The organism is Niallia taxi (genome assembly GCF_004005475.1).
GTDB lineage: Bacteria > Bacillota > Bacilli > Bacillales > Cytobacillaceae > Niallia > Niallia taxi.
This window is the reverse complement of sequence record NZ_RZTZ01000006.1, coordinates 112,523-126,165: the sequence shown is the minus strand read 5'-3', so window position 1 is coordinate 126,165 and position 13,643 is coordinate 112,523. Positions and strand designations below refer to the sequence as shown.

Genomic DNA, 13,643 nt, shown 5'->3' with positions numbered 1-13,643 from the left:
TGGTTAAGTATTAAAAGTTCCAGCTTTCAAAAGAGAGGCTGGGACAAAACAAAAGATAACCTTTCTAAACACGAATAATAAAATTACATCTAAATTTGAAAAATGAAGCACGTGACTAAATAGAATAGGGGTTTAAAATTAGTTCGTTTCATTGCGCTACAGTCACTCGCTTTCCGCGGGGAGGAAGAATTTCTAATCATTGTATTAATACTAATAAACACAAAAAACCGAACTATTTAATCAGTGATTGATTAAGTAGTTCGGTTTTTCGCATATTCACATACTTTTATCCCAGTCTCTTTTTTTTACTTGAGAGAATAAGGCAAGGATTTAAGAGGATTATGATAACGCTCTCTTAATATTTAATGGATAATGGAGGTAAGGAAATAAATTTTGAGTAAACAAAAAAGGCATAAGTGAATTTCTTCCTTTTACATGTAAATTAATTGTTTTTAGTGTTCGGAGAGGTGGATATGGATGAAAAAGACATTATATTTAATGAGACATGGACAAACATTATTTAATAAAAGAAGAAAAATTCAAGGCTGGTGTGATTCTCCACTTACGGAATTGGGAATAAAACAAGCAGAGGCTGCCGCAAATTACTTTAATGATCAGCATATTATCTTTGATAAAGCTTATTGTTCCACGTCAGAAAGAGCGTGTGACACGTTAGAAATTGTAACTAAAATTCCATATACAAGACTGAAAGGATTAAAGGAATGGAATTTTGGGACATTTGAAGGAGAAAGTGAAGATTTAAACCCACCACTTCCTTATAATGATTTTTTTGTTAAGTATGGAGGCGAAGATCAAAAAGAAGTGCAGCTAAGAATGAATGCTACTTGTCAAAAAATAATGGAAGAAGATAATGAAGTAGCATTAGCTGTATCACATGGAGCATCTTGCAGAAACTTTATGAGATATTGGAAGCATACTAGCACCATTACTCAAGAGGCGAAAATCGGAAATTGCTGCATTTTAAAATTCGAATATGAGAACAAAGAATTTAAATTAGTTGAGATTATTAATCATGATTTTAATGATAGAAAAGCTGGAATTTCCGTTGTTTCTTAGACTAAATTTAATAAGCTGCACTCTAAGACACTCCTTTGAGTGTTTTTTTTATGTATTTAAAAGTCAAATCACTTTAAGTCAGAGGTATAAAAATTAAATGAAATTACTATTGAGTCTAAATGTAACTTGTAGTAATTGTTAAGAAAGCGTTGTTCCATTAAAAGGTACATTTTTAACTGCGATTTGGATATCTGTGAATAATCCCTACGTGTTGTAGACAGGGAAGGGTAGAAGCCATAAATGATTTTTTTACATAATATAATTCTTGCCCTAAAGTACATGTACTTCTTGCCCTTTTGGACGATTTTATTTGCTTCTTTCTTCTTTATGATTAGCTAGTAGTTAATTGAAAGGAGAAATTTATGTCGAAACTATTATATAAAATAGGAAAATGGTCTGCGATAAATAAAATAAAGGTTCTGTTATTATGGGGTCTAATTTTGGTCGGTGGAATGGCTATTGCTATTGGAATGAAGCCTGTTTTTTCTGAGGATATGTCTATACCTGATACTCCTTCTGAAAAGGCGTTAACTGTAATAAAGGCCGAATTTCCTCAAGGTCCGGACAATGGAAAAATTCGTGTCATATTTGGAACAAAAGACGGTGATAAGGTAACTTCTGAATCCACTGAAAAAACCATCTTAACAGCATTAGAGAAAATTACAGAGGATAAGTCTGTTAAGACAGTTACTAATCCTTTTGATATGGGGACAATCTCTGAAAATGAGAAGGTAGCATATGCAGATATCACTTATAATCAAGGAGCGGATGATATATCAAATGCTTCCTATAAGCATCTCGAGGAGAGTATTGCCTTTTCTAAAGACAATGGAATACAAACGGAATTAACTGGTGATGTAAAAGGGTCTGAGATGCAAATAGGCGGTGTGTCTGAGGTTGTCGGTATTGCCTTGGCTTTTGTAGTATTGGCAGTTACTTTTGCGTCTTTCTTACTAGCAGGCTTACCTATACTAACAGCGCTGTTAGGTTTAGGTGTTAGTGTTGGATTGACAATGATGGCAACAAAGATTTTCGATATAGCGTCTGTCAGTCTCTCCTTAGCTGGTATGATTGGAATTGCAGTTGGAATAGATTACGCTTTGTTTATTTTTACGAAGCATCGCCAATTTTTGGGGGAGGGCATCTCAAAGATTGAATCAATCGCAAGGGCAACAGGAACAGCAGGAAGTGCAGTAGTATTTGCAGGGCTAACGGTTATCGTTGCTCTTTGTGGACTGACAGTAGTGGGCATTCCCTTTATGTCTGCAATGGGCTTAACAGCAGGACTAAGTGTTCTTATGGCAGTATTGGTATCTATTACGCTTGTTCCATCGGTATTATCTATGGCTGGAAAGCGAATGGCTCCGAAAAATCAAAAAGTGAAAAATGAAAAGAAACAAAGTGCAAATAGTAACTTCTGGGGGATTTTAGTAACAAAGCATCCGATAAAATTAAGCTTAACTGGTATTCTGATGCTTTTATTTATCAGCATTCCCTCTCTTCATATGGAATTAGGATTGCCTAATGATGGAATGAAAGGACAAGATACACCTGAACGTCGTTCCTATGATTTATTAGCTGAAGGATTTGGATCAGGGTTTAATGGTCAACTAACAATTGTTGCAGATGCATCAAATGTCGATGATAAACAGAAGGAAAATACAATAGAGAAAGCTGTAAAAGATATTGAGCAGCTTGACAATGTATCAAGTGTTTCTCCAGCAATTCCTAACGAAAAAGGAGATTACGCAATTATTACGGTTACCCCAAAAACGGGTCCTAATGATGCAGCCACAAAAGATTTAGTTCAAGAGGTCCGTGACTTTTCGGATAAAAATATTACATTATTGGTTACTGGTTCGACAGCTGTAAATATCGATATTTCAGACCGCCTTAATGATGCAATCCCTATATTTGCCGTATTAATAGTTGGATTCGCATTTGTACTACTAACAATTGTTTTCCGTTCTTTGTTAGTGCCAATTGTTGCTGTATTAGGATTCTTGTTAACGATGTTTTCAACATTAGGATTATCAGTGTTTATTTTACAGGATGGAAATATGATCGATTTATTTAGTATTCCGCAAGAAGGACCAATACTAGCCTTTTTGCCAATCTTATCAATAGGTATACTATTTGGTCTAGCCATGGATTATCAAGTATTCCTTGTCAGTCGGATGAGGGAGGAATATGTACGGACAAAAAATCCGGTTCAAGCAATCCAAGCAGGGTTAAAGCATAGTGGTCCTGTTGTTACCGCAGCTGGGCTCATCATGATATTTGTTTTTGCGGGTTTTATTTTCTCTGGCGAGGAGACGATCAAATCCATGGGATTAGCAATGACCTTTGGCGTTATATTTGATGCTTTTATAGTTAGGATGACTATTGTTCCAAGTATTATGAAACTAATGGGGCATAAGGCGTGGTATTTGCCAAGGTGGCTAAATAAAGGAATTCCAAATGTGGATATAGAAGGACATGGACTTATGAAGCCTCAGAATACAGAGGTATTTCATGAACATCCTGTCAAATAATAAAGAGATAACAGCAGTCGCAAGTCTGCTGTTTCTTTTAGTACAAATGCAGTAGAATGGAGGAATATGTTGTAGATACTTCTATATTAAATGTATGAGATGTGTTGTTCCTTCATAGAAAGAGGTAATTAGCTCATGGATAATACTACTTTTAATGACAGATTAGAGGGGATAGGACTGTCGAAAATTGCATATATGGTTTGGATAGTTCTAGTATATGTAGCAGCAATTGCGATTCAGGTGTATGAAAATGCTACTGTACACGATATAGTACTTTTAACTTTATTTTCTGCCATTCACTTTTTTCTGTACTATTTGTCTGTTTCCTTACAACTGTCGAAGAAACAAAGCTGGTTTTATATAATGCTACAAATTTCTTTATTATTTTTATCGTCTTTTTTCTTACATACTAGGATACCGATTTTATTAGTTGGGATATTACCAATGTTAATCGCTCAAAGTATAACCATTTTTAATAGCTGGAAAAAAGTGTTTATTGCTTTTATAGCAATATATGCAGTTTACTGTAATGCCATATGGCTCAATTATGGTTCAAGTGAATTACCAATTTTCATTCTGGTTTTCTTTTTTAATTTAACCTTAGTAGTATTTTATTCCGTCATGTACAATCGGCAAGTTAATGCCAGAATAAGAATGGCATACTATCTAAAAGACCTAGAACGAGTTCATAAGCGAGTCGAAGAGTTAACCTTAGCTAATGAGAGACAAAGAATGGCAAGGGATTTACATGATACGTTAGCACAAGGGTTAGCAGGTATAATTATGCAATTAGAGGCTGTAGATTCGCATTTGCATAATGGAAATACAGAGAGAGCACATGAAATTATTCAGCATTCAATGTCACAAGCTAGAGAAACCTTACGAAAATCTAGAACAGTCATTGATGATTTGCGATCAGTACCAGTTGAAAAAAATAGTTTTAATAAGCAGGTTTTAGAACAGCTGGAAGTATTTAAACAAGAGACGCGGATTAATGTGGAGTTATTAGAAGAACCAATTGTTAATATCCCCTATTTAGTCAGGGAGAATTGTCTCTATATTATTAGTGAGTGCTTAGCTAATATTAAGAAGCATGCTAATGCTGAAAAAGTAAGAATGGAAATGAAAATAATTAACAGTGAGATAGTAATCAAAATCAGAGATAATGGGATTGGATTTAAGAAGAAATCCATTGGTAATCATGCTGGAAGATATGGTCTTATAGGACTATTTGAAAGGGCACGCCTAATAGGTGGAGAAATACAAATTAATTCAGATATTGGAATAGGAACAGAAATAACAATGAAAGTACCAATAAAAGGGGAAGCTTATGGAAGCGTATAATGTACTTATCGTAGACGATCATTTAGTTGTTAGAGAAGGCCTTAAGTTAATCTTGGAAACGAACGATAAATTTCAAGTAATTGGTGAAGCTGAAAATGGAAGCCAAGCATTAGACATTCTAAAAGCTAAGAAACCAGATGTCATTCTCATGGATTTAAATATGCCTGTCCTTAATGGATTGGACACGATAACCAAGTTAAATGAGCTAAAGGTTAGTATACCAATCATTATTTTAACTACTTATAATGAAGACGAGTGGATGATAAAAGGGTTAGAATTAGGTGCTAAGGGATATTTATTGAAGGATACGAGTAGAGAAAATTTATTTCGTTCCATTGAAACTGCAGTAAGAGGAGAAACCTTGCTACAGCCTGAAATATTAGAAAGAGTACTAAAAGCAAAAACAGCAAATGAAGTTTCTTTATCCAACAATGCAACAAATCTTACTGAAAAGGAACTGTTTATCCTGAAAGCAGCGGCAAAGGGCTATCGAAATAAAGATATTGCTTTTGATATTGGAATTTCAGAACGAACAGTAAAGGCACATCTTACAAACATTTTTAATAAAATGGGGGTTAACTCCAGAACAGAGGCAGTAGCAGTCGCAATAGAAAGAGGATACTTTCAATAATATTTGCCTAATCGTACATGTGGTTATGCTCTTATGTACGATTTTTTTTATTTAAAACTAACTTATAATGAATTTATAAATCAATAAATTTTGCATTTTTTATGAAAGAAAGTTGAAAAGATAAAGGAGGAAATCGAAAATGAAAAACAAACTAATCTATGGGATTCTTTATACTTTATCAATCTTGGCCGGCTTCATTTTATTCTTTGCAGAGAGAAGATATAAAAAAAACTCAAAAAAACAAGCGAAAGAATAGACGAGCAAAGTTGTACTTAAACTGCCGAGAAGGTTTTTTTACAAGCATTAAATTTCACTAGTGATGTAGAAGTAAGCTAACAATAAGATTCAAAGGGTTATTACCAGCCGGTTTATGCATTTGAAAGCGAAGTGAATGGACAGGATAGCTTAATTTTAATACCTGCAATTTGAAAATATGCTTATATAGAAACAAGCGGAGATAATAAAAGAGACTCTTTCAATAGGGAAAAAACAGGGCACAGGATATGTGCTCTGTTTTTTTTAGAGTTTAAACTTGTTAATTTTTATACTTCATATCGACCACTAATATATCTCCCATATCATATCGATGCCGAGTCCGGGAATATTCAAATGGAACGCCGTTGTCCAAGTACACGACTTGAATTACTTCTAAAACCGGATCACGTTCTGTGCACTGTAAATATTGTTTATCAAGTTCATCTGGCTGATCTGCGCGGATGCGCCTATTTGCTCCGAGGATTTTAAACTGGAGATCATTTTTTATGTAATGATAGATCGATTTTTGTAAAATTTCTTCTGTAATATCGGGGATGACATGTACAGGCATAATCGTATGCTCCATTAAAAAAGGTTCATCGTTTAACAGCCGGAAGCGAACAATATCATAAATAGGCTGGTTCTTCAAAATCATTAGTTTTTCTGCTTCATCCTCGTTTGGAAACCGGACATCGAAGGAGATAATGACACTCGAAATACTGCCATTCCCTTTTATTTGCTCTGTTAATCCAATATATTCATCAGCTTTTGAATCAAGCTGAGACATTTGTAAGGCATTTTTTCTTACAAATGTTCCAGAGCCTTGTTTACTATAAATGAGGCCTTCTATAGATAATAAATTGAGTGCTTTAATAATGGTCACTCTGCTTGTTTCAAACTCTTTAGCCAATTTTTCCTGATCAGGAAGGGGCTTTGATGAATCATATTCTTTGTTGATGATTCTATTTCGAATTTGTTCTGCAATCCACTTATACTTAACCATTATTCGCACCTCAAAAAATTTAGTGTATAGTAAGGCATTTTGTACGTTTTAAAAAAAAGGAAATCGTCTTTTCCTAAAATTTCAAGACGATTTCCTTCTATTAATATCATAACATGACTAAAAAGTATACCGTTAAGTTTCTTAAGCTGCTTTATCGTTATTCATCTGGCTGACCCGTTCGCTGATCTTCATGAAAGGCAAGTAAAGGAAGGCACCACCGACGATAATGAGAGCTTGTAAAATAACAGCCTTCCAATCGCCTGCTGTCGCCAAGTATGCGCTTAACAGTGGCGGCGTGGTCCAGGGAATATAAACAACCGTTTTGCTGATAAATCCGATAGCTGTTGCAAAATAACCAACTATAATGCCAATAGCAGGGAGAAGGACAAACGGAATCATCATTGGAATATTAAAAACAATTGGATAGCCAAAAATAACTGGCTCGTTGATATTAAATAGCCCTGGTCCAGTCGCTAACTTGGCTATATCCTTTCCAGGTTTGCTTTTTCCAAACAGGAAAATAGCTAGTATGAGTGAAATCGTGCTGCCTGTGCCGCCAATCATACCAAAGGTCGGAACAAAAGAGCTGTTGATAATATGCGGGATTGCCTGACCGTTTGCATATGCCAGCATATTTTCATTCATATTGGCCAATAGCAGTGGGTCAAGTAAGGCGCCATTGACAACAGTTTGATGGATACCAATCGAGAAGAGAAAGTTTCCAATACTGTAAATGACGACTGTTCCTATCAAGCTCGTATTAATCTTCCGTAATGGTTCTTGAATCATCGTAGAAATAAGCGAGATTAAGTTAGTATCAAATGCCACTGCCAGAATTAATGAAATGACTCCAAAGAAAGATAAAACTAGGATAGCTGGGATCATAACATTAAACGATTTACTTACGGCAGGAGGGATATTGTCTCCAAGACTAATTTCTAACTTTTTAATACTTGATACCTTGATGAAAATTTCAGTCGCAAGCAACCCAATAATTATACCGGCGAACATTCCAGTCGTGCCAAGATTGCCGAATGTTAATACACCTGTAATATCGACTGCTGTTTGTGCACCAACAGGAACCATCGATACAGTATTAGGCATCATAATCACTAGTGTTGCCAATGCAATAGCAGCAGCTGCTAAAGGATCTTTAAAGCTGCGATTTCTTGATAAGCAATAAGCAATCATCGGAGCAAGCAAAAGTCCTGCTATATTTAGTGTTCCATTCGTAATGGTAGTTCCCCAATATTGGGCATTTACTAGAGTATCTCCGTCAAAAAACCAAGGGAAAATAACATTGTTAACAAGCACTGCAACTCCTGCTAAAATAAACAGCGGCATGATTACAGCAAATGCATCTCTTAACGATCGCAGATGTATCTGGCCGCCTAATTTAGCGGCAAACATGGTGAATTTATCAATAAATGACAGTTTCTCAGCATTGTCCGTTTGACCTTTACTCATACTGTATTCACCCTCTTGGTAATTTTATTGATTCACTTTATTCTCCACAGCCTCAAGATCTGCCCCATTACTCTTGATTACCTTCTGCAGCCACCAAAAGCTTTTCTTCGGTACTCGTTTCATATCCTTTAAATCATGGTTCTCACGGTTGACATACACTACGCCATAGCGCTTGCGCATATCGCCTTGTGAGCTCAAGATATCAATTAACCCCCAGCCTAAATAACCAATGACATCGACTCCATCAATGAAAATTGCGTCCTTCATTGCTTGGAAATGTGCTTTATGGTAAGCGATACGATAGTCATCCTGGATTTCATTTTCTCCATCCCATGACTCAATCACACCAATGCCATTTTCAATTGGGAAAACAGGCAGTTTGTATCTGTCATACATTTTATTGATAACATCTCTAAATCCAAGCGGATCAATCTGCCAATTCCATTCTGTTGTATCTAAATACGGATTATCTTGTTTCCCGTAATGCATATAATAATTGACGGACGTTTCCTCTGGAACCAAGTCAGTATTAATAGTGGTGCTGGCGTAATAACTAAACGAAAGGAAGTCACTTCGAAGCTTGGCCAGCTCTTCCAAATCGCCTTCTTGAATGCCCATATCAATGTTCTCACGTCGGACATATGTCAAAACTTCTTTTGAATATTTTCCAAATGTAAATGCTTCTAGGAGGTTGTGGTTGAAAAATTCATCAACTTTTCTGGCATAGAGGATATCTTTTGGTTTGCAGGTAGCCGGATATACTTCCATATAAGCAAGCATGCCGCCAATTAAAGCATTCTTATAGTTATCATGAATATAATTGGCAATGTTGGCGTGTGCCATCATAACATGATGCTGTATCTTATATAGTTCATCCAATGTCTTTTCACCAGTAAGATAACCACTGATTTTAAAAGCTTCAGGGATGTGATAGAGGTTTTGTTCATTAAACGTAATCCAATATTTTACCTTGTGGGCAAATCGGTCAACCATTTCCTTACCGTAACGGACAAAGGCATCCAATACTTCTCTGCTGACAAAGCCATTGTACTTTTCCGCCAAATGAAGCGGCATATCAAAATGATAAAGACAAATCATCGGTTCAATTCCGCGTTCAATCAAACCATCAATAAATTTGTCATAAAAAGCAATACCTTCTTCGTTGAAAGTACCGTCACCCAATGGATTAACGCGACTCCACGAAATTTGGAAGCGGTAACAATCCATGCCAAGCTGCTGCATAAAATCAAAATCCTCTTCATAGCGATGATAGCTGTCAGTTGCTACCTTCCAGTCTGAAGCAAATTCGGAGGCTTCACGAATATCATAAACGGATAATCCTTTTCCGCCTTGATTCCACGCACCTTCAGTCTGCATACTAGAAACAGAGTTTCCCCATAAAAAACCGTCTTTTAACTTGTCTGTCATTTTTTACCCTCCATTTCAATATTGGTTTTACATGTCTATTGTAAGCGCTTTAAATAAAGTTGTAAATACAAATTTTAAAATTTGTAAACATATATTATGTAAATTTGTCTAACTAATTTTCTATCAGCGAAACTACTTTTATTGCTAAGGAATTTCTTCACTAAAGACCTGTATAGAAGGAAAATCGGTTTTCGTTGAAGAAAATGATAAAGATGGATAGTATGAGGGAGGTTACATGATGTTAGACGAAATAGAAGATTATTTTGAGATAACTGTTAAGAGTATCCTTAAGTCATTATCAGAAGCAAATAACACAAATAACACGGAAATCTATTATTATGGATCAAAGGTTAAATATGGATTTAATTTTAAAGAGGGTGCAACAGATACAGAATTAAGAAACTTCGAAACGAAAATAGGCTATAAAATTCCGAATGATTACAAGGAATTTCTTCAGTATACTAATGGATTAGAATTCCAAAATGATGATGCTAAAATTTTGGATATTAAGGAGATACTTGAAAGTTACGAAATTTTTGATTATCCAGAGCATATGATAATTATCGCAACATCTTTGAGTTCACAGCTCCATATAGCTATTAATCTCCTTTCCAGTGAAAATGATAATAATATATACGTTGTTGATCCGATTGCTGATGATTACTTTATGAGTATAAAAAGTAATTTTACCGAGTTTTTGAATAGATTCTTATCTTGCTACGGCTCTGATTATTGGAATTGGGGTTTAGATTCATCTGATAAGGTTTTAAAAATAGAGGAATAAAAATTGAAATTAATTGGTATTCAAATCGCTGTTTTTGCCGGTAATTTGTTATCTAGTTACAAGTGGCTCTTTACTTATCGAGGCACTTATACTCTAATACTCACAGCTTAAACTTGCAGTTTTTTTATATAATTCTTATTGTTTTTCTAGGGATAGAATTCTTGTAATATATACATTTTATGTCCGATTAATTGCAACGTTTTGTTTATCTATGTGAAACGCTTCTAATAGTTAATTATTAATATGTTACTTAAAACATTAATTTATTACGCAAAATAAAAATTGCAAACATAAACAAAGGAATCTTATAATGAACTAAAAAAAGGTGTTTATTATGCCAATTAATTCGTTTGAAAACTACCATATGAGCTGGAAGCCAGCTATTAATAGAATAGATAAGCCAATTTATAAAGTGCTGGCACGCCAATTGGAGGAGGATATTGTAGAGGGGATTTTATTACCTGGAACTAAGCTTCCGCCTCAGCGGGAACTTGCTGATTATCTGGATTTAAATGTGAGTACTATTTCCAAGGCTTTTAAAGTTTGTGAGATGAAGGGTTTGTTAAGCGCTTCTGTTGGAAGTGGAACTTTTGTTTCGTATGATGCGGTTTCAAATGCCTATTTACTTGAAGATACTAAGCCAACACACTTAATAGAAATGGGTGCGACAATACCAGATAATGATTCTTTTGAAGCGCTCATACACCAGCTTAAAAGTATGCTGCAGGAAGGGGATTATGAGAAGTGGTTTGGCTATGGCCGTGCAGGCGAAAGTATTTGGCAAAAGGATGCGGCGGTAAAGCTAATTCGTAGAGGTGGTTTTGAAACAACGGTAGACCATATTTTATTTGCCAATGGAGGACAAAATGCCATTGCTGCCACTTTGGCGAGTCTGTGTAAGCCTGGTGATCGGATTGGTGTAGACGAACATACTTATCCTGGATTAAAGACGGTTGCAGCTATGTTAAGTGTGCAAATAGTGCCGATTAAATCAGAAAACGATCAATTGAGCCCGACAGCTTTTGAGGATGCCTGCAAAAATGAAAATATCAAAGGCATATACATCATTCCAGATTATCATAATCCGATGGCTTCTATAATGACTGTGGAGAATCGAAAGCGGATTGCGTCCGTTGCCAGGAAGTATAACCAGTTTGTGATGGAAGATGCGTCATACCATCTGCTCAATCAAAGCCCACTGCCAGCTGTAGCATCATTTGCACCAGAGCAGGTTATCTATATTGCAAGTTTGTCTAAATCCTTAGCACCAGGCTTGCGTTTAGCGTATGTGTCAGTACCGCTTCAGTATAAGGAGCTAATTTCTAAGGCGCTTTATAATTTAAATATAACTGTTTCTCCTTTATTAGCAGAGCTGACAGCACGAATGATCGTGTCGAATCAATTTGAAGGGTTAATTCAAGGGCATCAGTTGCAGAACAGACGCAGGAATGAACTGTTAGAACAATATTTATCTAACTATACATGTGTCGGAGATGAGACAGGGGTTTTTCGGTGGCTGTTGCTACCTGGAAAGGTTACTGGTGCTGAATTTGAGGCATTTGCTGCCAAGCATGGGGTGCAGGTCTATGCTGCTGAACGTTTTGTTGTTGGTAATAGCTGTCCAAAAAGGGCAGTGCGAATCGCAGTATGTGCACCTAAAACACTTGAAGAGCTTGAACAAGGATTAATTATCTTAAAGGGATTGTTGGATAAGCATAGGTAAATTGTTCGCCATACAATTATGTTATTGTATGGTTTTTTTATAGGTGTTATGATGACTTAAAATCTAGTTAAATAGCAGAACTTTAGCGAAAGGTAGGTTAGATAGGTGATCGAAGATCATTCGGATAGGATGCATAGTTATGGTAATGACTTAGAAAAAAGAAAATCTCTATACAAACGAACTTTATTTATTGTTAGTATCTCACAGGTTTTTGGTGGTGCAGGATTAGCAGCCGGTGTTACTGTTGGAGCACTGCTTGCACAGCAAATGCTTGGCACAGATGCTTATGCTGGTTTACCGTCTGCCTTGTTTACATTAGGATCTGCAGGAGCTGCTTTATTTGTGGGGAGACTTTCTCAACGTTATGGTCGTCGTATTGGTCTTACGACTGGGTTTATCATTGGTGGACTTGGAGCAATAGGGGTAATAATTTCTGCCATTATCAATAGTATTATCTTATTATTTATCTCACTGCTTATATATGGAGCGGGAACAGCAACAAATTTACAGGCACGCTATGCAGGTACTGACTTAGCAACAAGTAAACAGCGGGCAACGGCAGTCAGTATGACGATGGTTTTTACAACATTTGGAGCGGTAGCAGGTCCGAATCTAGTAAATGTTATGGGTAACATTGCTAGTTCTATTAGTATCCCGTCCATTGCCGGTCCGTTCATTTTAGCGGCAGCGGCATATATTTTGGCAGGGCTTGTTCTTTTCTTGCTTCTACGGCCAGATCCGTTAATTATTGCTAGAAATTTAGCAGTAACTAACGAAGTAAACAAGAGTGTATTAACAACATCAGAAAATACAGAAGACAAAAGAGGGATATTTGTTGGTGCAGCCATAATGGTAATGACGCAAATCGTAATGGTAGCAATCATGACAATGACACCTGTGCATATGAGTCATCATGGTCATGGACTTGGTGCTGTAGGTGTTGTCATTGGTTTTCATATTGGTGCCATGTATCTGCCTTCACTTATTACAGGTTTCCTTGTTGATAAGCTAGGGAGAGCTTTTATGGCTATTGCCTCTGGAATAACATTACTACTGGCAGGCTTAATTTCTGCTTTTGCACCAGCAGATTCCATGCTTCTTCTAATAATCGCTCTGTCTTTACTTGGATTAGGCTGGAACTTTGGCTTAATAAGCGGAACTGCCCTCATCGTCGATTCAACTGAAATGACGACTCGTGCCAAAAGACAAGGAACAGTTGATGTTCTAATTGCATTATCAGGAGCTGCTGGTGGTGCCTTATCCGGAATGATTGTTGCAGGATCAAGTTATGCAACACTATCATTAATTGGAGGAGTTATATCCTTGCTTCTAATCCCAGTAGTAATATGGGCTCGTGCTAAAAAAACAACAGGATAACAAGTATGGTGAGTGTTCAA

At 36.3% G+C, this 13,643-nt stretch carries 10 protein-coding genes; 7 read left to right on the top strand and 3 right to left on the bottom strand.

What is annotated here, in order from left to right:
* The first annotated feature begins 477 nt into the window (after nt 1-477).
* The 4 genes from EM808_RS16205 to EM808_RS16190 all read left to right on the top strand — a co-directional run bounded on the left by EM808_RS16205 (nt 478) and on the right by EM808_RS16190 (nt 5,586).
* Nucleotides 478-1,077 carry a histidine phosphatase family protein gene (locus EM808_RS16205; RefSeq protein WP_127739257.1) on the top strand — a complete coding sequence of 200 codons (600 nt, stop codon included), beginning with the start codon at nt 478-480 and terminating at the stop codon, nt 1,075-1,077.
* Nucleotides 1,078-1,439: 362 nt separating this feature from the next.
* Nucleotides 1,440-3,611, top strand: coding sequence for an MMPL family transporter (locus EM808_RS16200; protein ID WP_127739256.1), 2,172 nt, complete (start codon nt 1,440-1,442; stop codon nt 3,609-3,611).
* A gap of 135 nt (nt 3,612-3,746) precedes the next feature.
* Nucleotides 3,747-4,955 (top strand): sensor histidine kinase, encoded by a 1,209-nt coding sequence (locus EM808_RS16195; protein WP_127739255.1) that lies wholly within the window; start codon nt 3,747-3,749, stop codon nt 4,953-4,955.
* Nucleotides 4,942-5,586, top strand: a complete 645-nt coding sequence (locus EM808_RS16190) for a response regulator (RefSeq protein WP_127739254.1) — start codon at nt 4,942-4,944, stop codon at nt 5,584-5,586. The genes EM808_RS16195 and EM808_RS16190 overlap by 14 nt, the downstream gene beginning before the upstream one ends.
* 535 nt (nt 5,587-6,121) lie before the next feature.
* On the opposite strand, the gene EM808_RS16185 is transcribed toward EM808_RS16190, so the two are convergent.
* The 3 genes from EM808_RS16185 to EM808_RS16175 all read right to left on the bottom strand — a co-directional run bounded on the left by EM808_RS16185 (nt 6,122) and on the right by EM808_RS16175 (nt 9,739).
* Complete coding sequence (locus EM808_RS16185; RefSeq protein WP_127739253.1) at nt 6,122-6,844, bottom strand: GntR family transcriptional regulator; 723 nt, start codon at nt 6,842-6,844, stop codon at nt 6,122-6,124.
* Between the two features lie 141 nt (nt 6,845-6,985).
* Nucleotides 6,986-8,311, bottom strand: coding sequence for a PTS sugar transporter subunit IIC (locus EM808_RS16180; protein ID WP_127739252.1), 1,326 nt, complete (start codon nt 8,309-8,311; stop codon nt 6,986-6,988).
* A 24-nt stretch (nt 8,312-8,335) separates the two neighbouring features.
* Nucleotides 8,336-9,739: a glycoside hydrolase family 1 protein gene (locus tag EM808_RS16175; RefSeq protein ID WP_127739251.1), complete on the bottom strand. Its 1,404-nt coding sequence runs from the start codon at nt 9,737-9,739 to the stop codon at nt 8,336-8,338.
* A gap of 238 nt (nt 9,740-9,977) precedes the next feature.
* On the opposite strand from EM808_RS16175, the gene EM808_RS16170 reads away from it, so the two are divergent.
* The 3 genes from EM808_RS16170 (at nt 9,978) to EM808_RS16160 (ending at nt 13,623) form a co-directional block, all read left to right on the top strand.
* Nucleotides 9,978-10,523, top strand: a complete 546-nt coding sequence (locus EM808_RS16170) for an SMI1/KNR4 family protein (protein ID WP_164849688.1) — start codon at nt 9,978-9,980, stop codon at nt 10,521-10,523.
* Between the two features lie 334 nt (nt 10,524-10,857).
* Nucleotides 10,858-12,246: an aminotransferase-like domain-containing protein gene (locus EM808_RS16165; protein WP_127739249.1), complete on the top strand. Its 1,389-nt coding sequence runs from the start codon at nt 10,858-10,860 to the stop codon at nt 12,244-12,246.
* Between the two features lie 129 nt (nt 12,247-12,375).
* On the top strand, nt 12,376-13,623 hold the full coding sequence (locus tag EM808_RS16160; protein WP_127739403.1) for an MFS transporter: 1,248 nt from the start codon (nt 12,376-12,378) through the stop codon (nt 13,621-13,623).
* Nucleotides 13,624-13,643 lie beyond the last annotated feature (20 nt).

Excerpts from the sequence above, each read along its gene's own strand:
- EM808_RS16205 (WP_127739257.1), top strand. The coding sequence starts at position 478 with ATGAAAAAGACATTATATTTAATGAGACATGGACAAACATTATTTAAT.
- EM808_RS16200 (WP_127739256.1), top strand. The coding sequence starts at position 1,440 with ATGTCGAAACTATTATATAAAATAGGAAAATGGTCTGCGATAAATAAA.
- EM808_RS16195 (WP_127739255.1), top strand. The coding sequence starts at position 3,747 with ATGGATAATACTACTTTTAATGACAGATTAGAGGGGATAGGACTGTCG.
- EM808_RS16190 (WP_127739254.1), top strand. The coding sequence starts at position 4,942 with ATGGAAGCGTATAATGTACTTATCGTAGACGATCATTTAGTTGTTAGA.
- EM808_RS16185 (WP_127739253.1), bottom strand. The coding sequence starts at position 6,844 with ATGGTTAAGTATAAGTGGATTGCAGAACAAATTCGAAATAGAATCATC.
- EM808_RS16180 (WP_127739252.1), bottom strand. The coding sequence starts at position 8,311 with ATGAGTAAAGGTCAAACGGACAATGCTGAGAAACTGTCATTTATTGAT.
- EM808_RS16175 (WP_127739251.1), bottom strand. The coding sequence starts at position 9,739 with ATGACAGACAAGTTAAAAGACGGTTTTTTATGGGGAAACTCTGTTTCT.
- EM808_RS16170 (WP_164849688.1), top strand. The coding sequence starts at position 9,978 with ATGTTAGACGAAATAGAAGATTATTTTGAGATAACTGTTAAGAGTATC.
- EM808_RS16165 (WP_127739249.1), top strand. The coding sequence starts at position 10,858 with ATGCCAATTAATTCGTTTGAAAACTACCATATGAGCTGGAAGCCAGCT.
- EM808_RS16160 (WP_127739403.1), top strand. The coding sequence starts at position 12,376 with ATGCATAGTTATGGTAATGACTTAGAAAAAAGAAAATCTCTATACAAA.